Raw genomic sequence first — 13,279 nt, forward strand, 5'->3', positions numbered from 1 at the left:
CAGTTAGCCGTTGCGGGTAAACTGCAAATTATCGATAAGCCGCGTGCGGCCTAAATAAGCTGCAACCAGCACCACCAGTTGGTCATCGTCAGCCGTTGCTGGCAGTAAATCACCCTGCCGCTTTAACTCTAAATAGTCTACCCGGAAGCCGCTTTCCTGCAAGGCGATGCGCGCTGTCGCCAGCGCCTGCTCAGGATCGACGCCATCGTGCTGAATCGCCTGGGCGATACCTTGCAGCACCTGGTAGATAAGCGGCGCAAGCCTGCGCTCTGAAGCAGATAAATAGCCGTTACGCGAGCTTAACGCTAACCCATCATCCGCCCGCTCTGTTGGCATGCCCATGATCTCTACCGGAAAGCTGAGATCCTCAGTCATCAGGCGAATGACCTGCAATTGTTGATAGTCTTTCTCACCGAAGATAGCCAGGGTCGGCTGCACCATATTAAACAACTTCGCAACCACGGTTGCCACCCCGCGAAAATGCCCTGGTCGACTTGCGCCACATAGAATATCTGAGGTGTGCGGTACTTCGATCGAGGTTTGCGCGTCGAGTCCACGTGGATAGACATCACTGACCTGGGGCGCAAAAACCGCATTAACCCCGCGCTCGGCAAGCGCCTGACAGTCGGCATCAAGAGTGCGGGGATAACTGTCGAGGTCCTCGTTAGCACCAAATTGCATGGGGTTAACAAAGATACTGACCACCACCTGATCTGCGTGCTGCTGTGCTAAGTCGACAAGTTTTAAGTGGCCTTCATGGAGGTTGCCCATAGTGGGTACCAGCGCCAATGTTCCCTGTTGCTGATTGCGCCATGCCCGCAATTCTTCGCGGCTTTTAAACAACTGCATGGTGCTATCCCTTAAAGCTATGTTCGGGGCCGGGGAAGCTACCTTCCTTAACCTGCTGCACATACAATTTAACAGCTTCGCTAAGGTCACCCGCTTCGGCCAGGAAATTCTTCACAAACTTAGGCAAATAATCGCTGTTCAGGCCAAACATATCGTGCATGACCAAAATCTGGCCGTCACATTCGGGACCTGCGCCAATGCCAATGGTAGGAATGGTTAGTTTCTCAGAAATACGCTTAGCTAATGAGGTCGGAACGCATTCAAGCACCAGCAGTTGGGCGCCTGCTTCCTGCAATGCCAGTGCCTGACGCACAGTGTTATCCGCAGCGCTGGCTTCTTTGCCTTGTACTTTATAGCCGCCCAGAACATTCACCGATTGCGGCAGTAATCCCAGATGAGCGCAGACCGGAACACTACGTTCGACCAGTGTGCGAATCGTATCAAGCAACCAGTCGCCACCTTCCAGTTTGACCATGTTGGCACCGGCACGCATCAGTTTAGCGGCTTCCAGACAGGCCTGTTCAGGTGTGGCATAACTCATAAACGGCATGTCGGCAATGACAAAAGCATCCGGCGCACCATTACGCACTGCTTGCGTGTGGTAAGCAACATTCTCGGTAGTTACCGGAAGTGTACTGGACGCCCCCATAATGGTATTTCCGAGGGAGTCGCCGACCAACATAAAATCGACGTCGCACTGCGCGAAGAGTTTCGCAAAGGTAGCGTCGTAAGCGGTTAACGAGGCAATTTTTTCGCCTTCGGCTTTCATTTTAGCGAGTTTGGCAATCGTCGTTGCGGCCATAAGGGATCCTTAACGCCAGGCTTAAGAGATGCTTCGATTGTATCAGGTAATTTTTACCAGGTCATGGCTGGCAAGCGCACCTAATAAATCGGCAATGGCGCGGCCGTCGGGCAGCTGTAAATCGGGGGCTAACTCGATGAGAGGCAGCAACACAAAGTCGCGTTCACTAAGGCCAGGGTGGGGAACCTGCAATCGATCGTGCTTAAGCGTTAACTGATTGTAGAGCAGCAAGTCCAGATCCAGTGTGCGAGCACCCCAACGTCTGCCGCGAACCCGACCAAACTCATTTTCCAGCTGCTGCAGGAAGTCGAGTAAGGCAAGTGGGGCCAGTTCCGTTTCAGCGGCAAGGACAGCGTTCACGTAGTCAGGCTGATCTTGTGGCCCCATCGGTTTGCTGCGGTAAAAACCAGAGCAGCGGCAGTTGCTCAGTTCTGGTACCTGCTGCAGGTGCTCGAGTAGTTTTCGTAGGGTTGCTACCGGGTCACCTAAGTTGGCGCCCAGCGCAATATAAACCTGGATCATGAGCTTGCTGGTTTACCTGGTTTCTTACGGCGCCGACCACCACGACGACCACGGCGTTTTGCCGGCCGCTCGTCGTTATCGGGGGTGGCTGCAGGTGCAGGGGCATGCTCCTGCTGTTCGGTCCAGAATTGCGCCAGCTGACTCAGTTTTTTCTGCTCAAGTGGTGTTGCGGTAGCAGCGCGTAGTAACAGAAAATCATAAGCGGCACGAAAGCGTGGATGGCCCAGCAATGTTTTAACGCGTTTGCCTTTGGCGCGCTCAAGACGTTGCTGAAGTTGCCAGATTTCACGCGCCGGAATGGTAAAGCGTTTCGGTACTGCAACACTTTGCATCTGTCGACCGATAACGTCGGCTGCCGCGATATTCATGGCATCGACAGGCGGTAAGCCACTTTCGAACATCAGTTCTTCCATCCGGGCCTGCAGCGGCCACCATAACAGCGCTGCAAATAAATAGGCCGGGGTGATACTTAAGCCTTTGGCGATACGGCTGTCGGTATCGGCAAAGGTTTGGCGCAGCAACTGATAAGGAGCTTCTTCTGGCGCTTTTAAGTAATTCTTTAATTGCGGAAACAACTGTTGAAACAGGTGGTAATCACTTAGCATTTCGAAATTGGCAAGGGCTTTGCCAGCAGTGAATAGCTTCAGGCATTCTTCAAACAACCGCGCCGGGGGAATATTCTGTAATAACTGCGCGTGTTTACGGATGGGATCAGCCACACTGGGATCCATTCGCATTGATAATTTAGTGGCAAAGCGGATGGCGCGTAACATGCGCACCGGGTCTTCGCGGTAACGGGTTTCCGCATCACCAATCATGCGTAGTACGCCGTTGTTGATATCACGTACACCGTTGGCAAAATCGTGAATCGAAAAATCGGCGATGTTGTAATACAGCGCGTTTACAGTGAAGTCGCGACGTTGCGCATCTTCTTCGATCGTGCCATAGACGTTATCGCGTAACAGCATGCCGTCGTCATTACGCTTCGCGTGTTTCTGCGTCTGTTCGGTTTCTTCTTCTTCGTCGCTGTGATGACCGCGAAAGGTAGCCACTTCAATGATCTCGCGGCCGAACATGATGTGGGCCAGACGGAAGCGGCGTCCTACTAAGCGGCAATTGCGAAACAACTTTTGTACTTGCTCAGGCTTAGCGTTTGTTGCGACATCGAAATCTTTGGGTTTGATATCCAGCAGGAGATCACGCACACAACCGCCAACTAAATAAGCTTCATAGCCTGCATTGTGCAGTCGATAAAGCACTTTCAGGGCTGGTTCGGCAATATCTTTGCGCGAAACCGGATGCTGATCACGCGGTATCACCAAAGGCTTCGCAAGAATATTGCGAGGTAAGTCCGAAGGTGCTTCGGTTTGCCGCATCGCCTTCTTGGCGAATGCTTTTATGCGGTTGATAATAGTTTTGTCTCCTAATCAAACCTCTGGTGTAGCTATATACTGCGTATTGTAGCGGGTACTGAAGCATCAGGAAAGATACTTTGCCCGCCACGCTATGGTTGCTTGCTGCAATAACTCAGCGCTTGAGTTACTTGGCTCAATACCAGTAAGTTCTAAAAAATCAAACGCCGCGCCGAGTTGCTCTGGAACATTGTTGGCCTGTAAGGCTGGCGCGTGATTTTGTTTACTGAGCTTACGCCCGCTTGGATCAAGCGCCAGCGGCACGTGGGCAAACCGTGGTTCGCGGTTACTGAGTTGCCGCCACAACGCCAGTTGCCAACTGGTCGCCGTTAACAGATCTGCGCCACGGACAATATCGGTAACGCCCTGGGCATGATCATCGACGACCACCGCAAGCTGGTAGGTATACAGCTGGTCACGCCGGAACAACAGGAAGTCTTCTCGGGCAAACAGTGGCTCGAGAGTGACGTCGCCCCGCAGACGGTCGTTGAATTTGGTAGTTGGCTGGTCATTTCGAAAACGCACGGCGCTGCCGGTTGCAGGTCGCTGACGGTTGCGGCAGTAGCCGGTGTAATGGGCGCCGCGTGCCTTAATTTGTTTGCGCGTGCAGGTGCAGAAGTAGGTCAAACCCTGTGCGTGTAGCTGTTCGAGCGCATCCTGATAGGCCGGGTCACGTTCAGATTGATACCACACATCGCCATCCCAGTGCAGGCCGTGCTGGTCAAGCTGAGTTAAAATAGTATCGGCAGCGCCGGCAACGGCGCGTGGTTTATCGACATCTTCAATGCGTACCAACCACCGGCCGGCATGCGCTTGTGCGTCGAGATAGCTGGCTACAGCAGCCACCAGCGAGCCAAAATGAAGAGGCCCCGACGGGGTCGGGGCAAAGCGTCCGCAATACGGGAGACCTGTCGCCATATCAGGCGCCGGTCATTTGCTTCTCTTTAATTTCCGCCAGGGTCTTGCAGTCGACACAGAGGTCAGCTGTAGGCCGGGCTTCGAGCCGGCGAATACCAATTTCGATGCCACAAGAATCACAGAAACCAAAGTCATCTGCTTCAATTTTTTGCAGCGTTTTTTCGATTTTCTTGATCAGTTTACGCTCGCGGTCGCGGGTGCGTAGCTCGATGCTGAACTCTTCTTCTTGCGCAGCACGATCAACGGGATCAGGAAAGTTAGCCGCTTCATCTTTCATGTGATGCACGGTGCGATCCACTTCCTCGCGCAGCTGGTTACGCCATACTTCCAGAATTTTTCGGAAGTGCGCGCGCTGCTTTTCGTTCATGTACTCTTCGTTTGGCTTCTCCTGATAAGGTTCTAAGCCAGCTTGTGCCAAAATGCCATGAGCTTTTTTCGGCGTTCCTTGAGGCATTGTGGATCTCCTGTATGAGATGATTCTTCAAAAAAGGTCGGTACATATACCAGAAAGCCAGACCCTTCGCAATTTTATTTGCTGGGTAATTCGCCAACTGCATAAATGCCTTGCGGCGTTATATCGGTTTGCAGTGCATAAAATTCAACCCCCAGCTGTTTAGCCTCAACAGCGAGGGCAGCATAGCCCGGGTCAATATGTGCTGCGGCCTGCACAGTGTTAACGTCACTATGCAGCACACAGTAGATTACCGCAGCACGATGCCCGTCACGGCGCATGTCGATCAGACTATGTAAGTGCTCACTTGCGCGTTTACTTACTGTGTCGGGGAAGTAGCCCTGCTGCTGCTCGGCCAAAGTGACACTTTTAACCTCAACAAAAATCCGCTGGCCCTCGCTATCCATACCCTGCCAGTCAATCCGGCGGTTATCGTAGCCGTAACGCTGCTCGGCGCGAAGTTCTGTTAAGGGTCCGATCCCTTCAAATAAAGCTGTTTGCAGCGCCTCGCCGACGACCGCGTTGGCCCGTTGAGTGTTGACGCAAAGGCGCGCGCCAGTTGCAGTTCTGGCCAACTCCCAGGTGTAGCGGTACTTGCGCTTAGGGTTTGCTGAAGCGCTTAACCAAACCCGCATGCCTGCTTCGGCGCAGCCCGTCATAGCGCCTGTATTTGGGCAGTGGACGGTCAATGCTTGCTCTGGCGTAGCGTGTTCAGGCCAGTCCGGATGGTAGACATCGGCGAGGAAACGCTTGTAGCGGCGGACCAAAAAAGCCTCGCGCAAAGGGTTGTCAAACTGCATTGCCAGCCTCATATAGTTGCAATACGATATACTTAAATTGATTCGCAACCTTAATGGGAGCTGTAAAGCATGTCTACTGCATTAGCCGTATTTGTTGTTAAGCAAGAATTTTCTGACGCCGCCTGGAAAAAGAGTGCCGCCGTAATTATGGGCGAGCAGGGCGCGACCATTTATGTCGGTAGTGACGAAGCGGAAAACTTACGAAAGATTCAAAAAGCCGGACGGCAGCTGGATTCACTCGGCGTGAGCAAAGTACAGCTGCAGGGCGACGACTGGGATTTCGAACGGCAATGGGCGTTTGCCAACGGCTATACAGACACTCGCAGCAAAAACTCGATCCAGTGGGCCAGTGATGCCGATACTCTGGGATCTATGCGTGAGCTGGTGAACTGGTCGCGCGAGCTGACGAACCTGCCACCTGCGGATATTTACCCGGCATCCCTGGCAAAACGCGTATCGGAAAAGCTCGAAGCTATCGCGCCAGAACATGTCAGCTCCCGGGTTATCTCCGGTGATGAGCTGCTTGATGAAGGTTGGGTTGGCATTCACACCGTAGGCCGTGCCAGCAAGCACAAGCCGTGTATGCTGATTGTTGATTACAATCCCAGCCAACAGGACGATGCGCCTGTTGATGTGGTTCTGGTTGGTAAAGGCATTACCTTTGACTCGGGTGGCTACAGCATCAAGTCAAGCGAAGGCATGTTAGCAATGAAGTGCGACATGGGCGGTGCCGCAACAGTAGCTGGCGCGCTTGGTCTGGCCATGCAAAAAGGCTTGCAAAAACGGGTACAGCTGGTGCTGTGCTGTGCAGAAAACCTGATTGATGGTACTGCTTATAAACTCGGTGACGTTATCACCTACAAAAATGGCACCACCGTGGAAGTGGTCAATACTGACGCCGAAGGTCGGCTGGTTCTCGCCGATGGCTTGCAGTACGCCGGTGAAGTCGGCGCCAGACTGGTGATGGATGCTGCTACCTTAACTGGTGCGGCGCAGATGGCCGTAGGTAACGAGTACAATGCGCTGTTTAGTGTCGACGATGAGCTGGCCAACAAAGCCTTAGCCACTGCGGCGCAACAACGTGAGAATCTATGGCGACTACCACTGCATAACTGGCATAAAGAAAATACTCCTTCGGCGTTTGCGGATTGTGCTAATAGTCGGCCGCAAAAAGGTGGCGGTGCTGGCGGCGCGAGTAACGCAGCGGGCTTCCTGTTACGTTTTGCGCCAAATGAAGGGAAAGGCTGGCTGCATTTCGATATAGCCGGTGCTTACCACAACAGTGCCAACGCCATGTGGGCAACGGGCGCAACAGCGCTGGGTATGCGTACCATAGCGGCGTTGTTGCAATCTGCTAACGACTAAGTGGACACCCCCACAGATTTGCCTGTTGCTGCGCTGGTTCCTGAGGTTCTGGCGCAGCTTGATGGTGCTAAGCTGGTACTACAGGCACCGCCCGGCGCCGGTAAATCCACTTACCTTCCATTAGCATTACTGCAGCAGGGCCATTGGCAACAGCAGCGGATCCTGCTGCTACAGCCACGGCGTCTGGCTGCGATTACCATCGCTCATTATCTTGCTGAACAACTCAATGAACCCGTCGGTCAAAGCGTTGGCTACCATGTCCGTGGTGAGCAAAGGTTTCAGGCGGATACCCGGCTGCTGGTGATCACCGAAGGTATTTTTGTCCAGTACCTGCAGCAGGATCCAGAACTACGCGATGTTGCTGTGGTGCTTTTCGATGAATTTCATGAACGTAATTTATTCAGTGACCTTGGTCTGGCGATGCTGCTTGAGGCTTTGCCATTGCGACCTGATCTGGGTTTGTTAATTATGTCTGCCACATTACCTGCACAAACTATTGCTGCCTGGTTGGGTGATGCTAAGGTTCTGCAAAGTGCGGGGCGGCAGCATCCGATTACTCTGCATCATCGGCCCCCGAAAGCGGGGCATGACTGGCTACCCCATTGTGCCCAGGTCATCGGTGAAGCTTTACAAACTGCCGAGCGCGGAGTGCTGGTGTTTTTGCCGGGCTGGCGTGAAATCCACCAGTTGCATCAGCGCTTACAACTTCCTGCCGAAGTGTTGCCATTACACCGGCAGCTACCTCTGGCTGCCCAACAAGCCGCATTACGGGAGCTACCTGCAGGCCAAAAAAAGGTGGTACTGGCGACTAACATTGCCGAAACCAGTCTCACCATTCCCGGAATTGATGTGGTGGTCGACAGTGGTCGCGAGCGGCGCTCGATTTTTTATCCCCGGCATGGCATCAGTCGCTTACAGACACAGCGCATCAGTAAAGCATCCGCAACACAACGAGCCGGGCGGGCTGGCCGGCTTGGTCCCGGGCAATGCTACCGGCTCTGGAGTCAGAGCGACGAGCAGAGTATGCGTGACTACGATGATCCGGCTCTGGTCACTGATGATCTCAGTAGCGCCGCATTGGAAGCCAAGCGTTGGGGATCTGAATTGCAGGATTTGCAGTTTTTATCCCCACCGAACGCCGTGCATGTGCAGGTCGCTAATCAGCAGTTAAAAGCGCTGGGTATCCTCGATGGGCAGGAGCAGTTGACGGGCTTAGGCGAGCGGGTGGCAAGTTATGGCGCGGAGCCGCGTATTGCCCGCATTGCTGTTGCGGTCGAACAGGAAAGTGAAAAGCGGCGTGGTGAAGCTGCGTTACTGCTGGCCCAACTTGAGCATCCGCCGCGGCAGCCAGAGCAGTTTCCTCTTAGTGCGGAAAAGTTACAGGGCGAGGCGCGTAAGCGCTGGAAGTTTTGGTGCCAGAAGTTTCGGGTAAAATCATCAGTCACTGATCTGTCAGCTGCCGCAGCTATCGGGTTAGCACTTTGGGGCTATGGCGACCGCATCGCCCGCCGCCGCGGTGAGGCGAATAACCCGGGTACCAGTTATCGCATGGCATACGGCGGTGGCGCAAAATTCCATCATGCCGATGGCCGCGGCGGTGATGAGTGGTTGCTGGTACTGACCATGAATTTCAGTGAAGCACAGTCGGATGCCATCATCGGCTGTGCCTTGCCATTAACTCCGGCCGATTTGCAGCACCCGGCATTGACCCTGGCGTGGCAGCAAGAATTGCAGCTTAGTGGTCCTAAGCAACGCTTTGAAATCGTCGAAGTGCAACGGCTCGGCGCCTTGCTGGTGGCCCAGCGCGCCGCCAGAGTACAGCCAGGTAATGCTGAGCGGGTACAGCTGCTGGTTAACTACGTGCAGGCGAATAACAGTGAGGTGATTAACTGGCAGTCGGTGACGGAGTTATTAGCTCGTTTGCGGCTTGCGCAAAAACACCTGGCAGCACATGAGCAGCAGGCCTGGCCTGATTTCAGTAATGCTACCTTACTTAATGAGCTGACAGTGTGGGCGGCTCCTTACTGGCAGGCGATCAAAAACCTCGAGGAGTTGCGGCGCTGGTCTCCTGCGCAAGCACTGCTGGCGCGGCTTAATTACCAGCAACAGCAGTTGCTCGATGAACTTTGTCCTCAGCATTGGGTTGCGCCAAGTGGTCACCGCCATCGTATCCACTACCACGCTGATGAAGCTGAGAGTGCAACGAATGCGGCAACCAGCGTCAGAGCCAGTGTCGCACTGAAACTGCAGGAAGTATTCGGCGCGCCAGTATCACCCACCATCTGCCGCGGCGAGGTGACCTTAACGCTGGAGTTGTTATCGCCTGCGGGCCGACCGTTGCAGCGCACCAGCGATCTGGCAAGCTTTTGGCAGAATGCTTATCAGCAGGTGAAAAAGGAAATGAAAGGCCGCTACCCCAAACATCCGTGGCCAGATGACCCGCAACAAGCGCTGGCCACCCGTAAGACCAATCGCTTTCTTTAAATTTAGCGAAAATTATCAGCGAAAGGGTACACATAGCGAAAAAGCACAGTATCCTAGTGAGTCTCTGAAACAGGAACACAGATGCCGATGCGCTTTTTGCTAAAGACTCTGGCCAAGCTTGCCCTTGCGGTGATCATTACGCTTGGTTTTTACGCCATTTATCTCGACAGTTCGCTGACCAAGCGTTTCGCCAGCGAACGCTACCAGGCGTCGGCCATCGTCTACGCCCGCCCGCTGACCTTCGAACCCAGCGCGCCGTTACGACTGTCACAGGTGTTGGCAGAGCTGCAGCAGTTGCGTTATCTGGAAACCAGTGACTTAGCGCAAAGTGGGACCTATCGCCGCAACGGCAATCAGCTGGAGATCCATCGTCGACCTTTTGATTTTGCGTCCGGTCCGGAGATGGCGCAACGCGTGCGGGTAAGCTTTGCTAATGGGCGTGTGAGTGGGGTCGTGAGTTTACCTGATGGGCGACCGCTAAATCGTTTTCAGCTCGACCCACTGGTGCTCGGTCAGGTTACCGGTGATAAGGGTGAAGACCGGCTGTTGGTGGGGCTGGAACGGGTTCCTAATCTGTTAATCGAAACTTTGCTGCTGATAGAAGATCGCGATTTTTATCATCATGCAGGGGTTTCCTTAAGCTCGATTGGCCGCGCGGCACTGGCGAATATTGTCGCCATGGAAACCGTGCAGGGTGGCAGCACACTTACTCAGCAACTGGTTAAAAACCTTTATCTGACGCGCGCCCAAACCCTTTGGCGTAAAGCGAATGAAGCATTGATGGCGCTCATCATCGACTTCCGTTTCAGCAAAAATGAAATCCTTGAAACGTATTTTAATGAAATCTACTTTGGCCAGGACGGTGGCAGGGCGATACATGGCATCGGGCTGGCAAGTCGGTTTTACTTTGGTAAATCCGTAGAAGAACTGAAACCAGCGGAAATGGCGATGCTGGTGGCTATTGTTAAAGGCCCTTCTTACTATAATCCGCATCGTTACCCGGAGCGGGTTAAGCAGCGCCGCGATATGATCCTGCAGCTCATGTTCGCTGAGGATTTGCTGTCACAACCGGCGTACCTGGCAGCTCTTGATGAACCATTGGTGGTGCCTAAGGGACCGCGCGTCGGGCAAACCTGGGCACCGCATTACCTTGCTCAGGTCAAAACCGAATTGAGTCAGCTCAATGTACCTAAGGATTGGGCTCAGCAGGGACTGCGGGTATTCACCTACTTTGATCCACTGGCACAAAAGATAGCTGAGACCAGTGTGGCCAATCAGTTACCACGGTTGAGCGAGGCGCAGGAATTACAGGCGGCAGTGGTCATCGCCGAACCGGAACATGCCAGTGTGGTCGCACTGGTCGGTGACCGCAAGCCGCAGCAAGTGGGTTTCAATCGCGCCACTATGGCGATGCGGCAAGTTGGCTCACTGATAAAACCGACCATTTACGGGTTGGCGCTGGAACAAGGCAGTGGTTATCATCTGGGTACAATTTTAGAAGATCGGCCGATGGAGTTGCAGGAGGCCGACGGGACCATCTGGAGCCCGAATAATTATGACGGTGAGTTTCGCGGTAGCTTAATGCTTTACGATGCGCTGGCGCAGTCGCGCAATGTTCCTGCGGTGCGCCTGGGTATGAGCGTTGGCATTCCGGCAATCGTTACCAGGTTGACTGCGGCAGGAATCGACACGCCCATTCCGGCTGTTCCGTCATTGACCCTGGGCTCAGTCGAGCTGTCACCGCTACAGGTCACTGAACTTTACGGTGTGTGGGCCCAGCAGGGTCGTTACCGCAGCTTTGCGACGATTCAGGCACTGACGGATCACCGTGGTATTGAGTTTTATCAGCGCCGTCCACCGGCGGGCTATGAAGTCTTTGATGAGGTAACCACGGCATTGGTTAATTACGGCCTGCGCGGTGTGGTCAATGAAGGCACAGGTAAAGCACTGGCACAACTGTTCGGTGTTGACGCGCTGGCGGGCAAAAGTGGCACCACAAATGATTACCGGGATAGCTGGTTTGTGGCCTACGATCAGGACAAACTGGTGACTGTTTGGCTTGGCCGGGATGATAATCAGCCTATTCACCTGACAGGTAGTTCCGGAGCTTTACCCGTAGTTGCAGAAATTTACAGTCAGCTCGGGGTGCGGGCGTTGGCGACACAACCGCCAGAACCTCTGCAGTTGAGTGCTTTCCATCCGCAGACGGGTGTTGTCATTCCGCTGGATTGCCCGGAGCAACGACGCTTTCCGGCGTATCCGCAGAACTTGCCGGAACAGGTGAACTGTGAAGGTGAGCTTGAGGAACGTTCGTGGTGGGAGAAGCTTTTTGATTAAACTCCTCACCACCACTAAGACAATGACTTTAGTCTTGCTTTAACTCGGCAAAAGCGACGTCTGCGGCTGCTAAGGTGGCATCAATGTCCGCATCAGTATGAGCTGCGGACATGAAGCCGGCTTCAAATGCCGATGGTGCCAGATAAACCCCCTGGCGCAGCATGCTGTGATAGAACTTACGGAAATGCTCCATATTGCACTGCGTCGCCTGAGCATAGCTTGTCACTTTGGCATCCGTACTGAAGAAGAAGCCAAACATAGAGCCCGCGCGATTGGTGGTAAATGGAATCCCGGCAGCGTCGGCCCGCTCTTGCAGCCCGGTAACTAAACGTTCAACTTTAGCGTTGAGTTGCGGATAAAGTTGCTCGTCATCGAGCTGTGACAACGCGGCAAGACCGGCGGCCATAGCAACAGGGTTGCCCGACAAGGTTCCGGCCTGATAAACCGGACCTACCGGGGCGATGTAATCCATGATTTCACGTTTACCGCCAAAAGCACCCACTGGCATGCCGCCACCGATGACCTTACCTAAGGTGGTTAAGTCAGGTGTGACCTGATAAAACTCCTGTGCGCCACCACGCGCAACACGGAAACCTGACATCACTTCATCAAAAATCAATACGCTGCCATAGTCATCACAAATCTCGCGTAAGCCTTCTAAAAAGCCTGGTGCGGGCGGAATGCAGTTCATATTGCCGGCCACTGGCTCAACGATAATAGTAGCGATGTCGCTGCCATGTTCAGCGAAAATAGCGCGGACCGAATCAAGGTCGTTAAAGGTGACCGTCAGGGTGTGTTTGGCAAAATCTTCCGGAATACCCGGCGAGTTAGGTACGCCAAGCGTTAATAAACCCGAACCCGCTTTAACCAGCAGAGCATCGGCGTGGCCGTGGTAACAACCTTCAAACTTAAGGATCTTGTCGCGTCCCGTGTAGCCACGCGCCAGGCGGATTGCGGTCATAGTGGCTTCGGTGCCCGAGTTAACCATACGCACCTTCTCGATGGAAGGTACTAAGGCTTTGATCTTCTCCGCCATGGTGATTTCACTAGACGTCGGCGTACCAAAGCTTAGTCCGCGCTCTACTGCCGCGTGGGTGGCCTCACGAATCGCAGCGTTATTGTGACCTAAAATCATCGGGCCCCAGGAACCCACATAGTCAATGTAACGTTGGTCATCGGCATCGAACATGTAGGCACCGTCAGCGCGTTCAATGAAGATAGGTGAGCCACCGACACCGTTAAAGGCGCGTACGGGCGAATTAACGCCGCCGGGAATGGCGAGCTGAGCTTGGGCAAATAAATCTTCAGATCGAGACATCGTGATCCTCTTTACTGTGAG

At 53.8% G+C, this 13,279-nt stretch carries 11 protein-coding genes; 3 read left to right on the plus strand and 8 right to left on the minus strand.

Features of this window, described 5'->3' with window-relative positions:
- Positions 1-3: 3 nt before the first annotated feature.
- The 7 genes from panC to sfsA all read right to left on the minus strand — a co-directional run bounded on the left by panC (position 4) and on the right by sfsA (position 5,754).
- Complete coding sequence (gene panC, locus CWI69_RS10865; protein WP_126764285.1) at positions 4-849, minus strand: pantoate--beta-alanine ligase; 846 nt, start codon at positions 847-849, stop codon at positions 4-6.
- A 4-nt stretch (positions 850-853) separates the two neighbouring features.
- A complete protein-coding gene (gene panB, locus CWI69_RS10870) occupies positions 854-1,651 on the minus strand; it encodes a 3-methyl-2-oxobutanoate hydroxymethyltransferase (RefSeq protein WP_126764286.1) in 798 nt (265 codons plus the stop codon).
- Positions 1,652-1,693: 42 nt separating this feature from the next.
- The gene (gene folK / locus CWI69_RS10875) at positions 1,694-2,173 is read right to left on the minus strand and encodes a 2-amino-4-hydroxy-6-hydroxymethyldihydropteridine diphosphokinase (RefSeq protein ID WP_126764288.1); all 480 of its coding nucleotides are present in this window, start codon (positions 2,171-2,173) and stop codon (positions 1,694-1,696) included.
- Positions 2,170-3,549 carry a polynucleotide adenylyltransferase PcnB gene (pcnB, locus tag CWI69_RS10880; RefSeq protein WP_126764289.1) on the minus strand — a complete coding sequence of 460 codons (1,380 nt, stop codon included), beginning with the start codon at positions 3,547-3,549 and terminating at the stop codon, positions 2,170-2,172. The genes folK and pcnB overlap by 4 nt, the downstream gene beginning before the upstream one ends.
- Positions 3,550-3,651: 102 nt before the next feature.
- The gene (gene gluQRS, locus CWI69_RS10885; RefSeq protein WP_126764290.1) at positions 3,652-4,503 is read right to left on the minus strand and encodes a tRNA glutamyl-Q(34) synthetase GluQRS; all 852 of its coding nucleotides are present in this window, start codon (positions 4,501-4,503) and stop codon (positions 3,652-3,654) included.
- A gap of 1 nt (position 4,504) precedes the next feature.
- Entirely contained in the window at positions 4,505-4,957 is a 453-nt protein-coding gene (gene dksA, locus CWI69_RS10890; protein ID WP_126764292.1) for an RNA polymerase-binding protein DksA, read from the minus strand.
- A 74-nt stretch (positions 4,958-5,031) separates the two neighbouring features.
- A complete protein-coding gene (sfsA, locus tag CWI69_RS10895) occupies positions 5,032-5,754 on the minus strand; it encodes a DNA/RNA nuclease SfsA (RefSeq protein ID WP_126764293.1) in 723 nt (240 codons plus the stop codon).
- A gap of 69 nt (positions 5,755-5,823) precedes the next feature.
- Between sfsA and pepB the strand changes: the two genes are divergently transcribed.
- From pepB to mrcB, 3 genes are all read left to right on the plus strand, one after another.
- Complete coding sequence (pepB, locus tag CWI69_RS10900; RefSeq protein WP_126764294.1) at positions 5,824-7,119, plus strand: aminopeptidase PepB; 1,296 nt, start codon at positions 5,824-5,826, stop codon at positions 7,117-7,119.
- Positions 7,120-9,603: an ATP-dependent helicase HrpB gene (gene hrpB, locus CWI69_RS10905; protein WP_126764296.1), complete on the plus strand. Its 2,484-nt coding sequence runs from the start codon at positions 7,120-7,122 to the stop codon at positions 9,601-9,603. It abuts the gene before it with no gap.
- Positions 9,604-9,684: 81 nt separating this feature from the next.
- Positions 9,685-11,940, plus strand: a complete 2,256-nt coding sequence (gene mrcB / locus CWI69_RS10910) for a penicillin-binding protein 1B (RefSeq protein ID WP_126764297.1) — start codon at positions 9,685-9,687, stop codon at positions 11,938-11,940.
- 28 nt (positions 11,941-11,968) lie between these two features.
- Here mrcB and hemL read toward each other — a convergent pair whose 3' ends face one another.
- The gene (hemL, locus tag CWI69_RS10915; RefSeq protein ID WP_126764298.1) at positions 11,969-13,258 is read right to left on the minus strand and encodes a glutamate-1-semialdehyde 2,1-aminomutase; all 1,290 of its coding nucleotides are present in this window, start codon (positions 13,256-13,258) and stop codon (positions 11,969-11,971) included.
- Positions 13,259-13,279: the final 21 nt, after the last annotated feature.

The organism is Pseudidiomarina halophila, from assembly GCF_003987215.1.
Taxonomy (GTDB): Bacteria; Pseudomonadota; Gammaproteobacteria; order Enterobacterales; family Alteromonadaceae; genus Pseudidiomarina; species Pseudidiomarina halophila.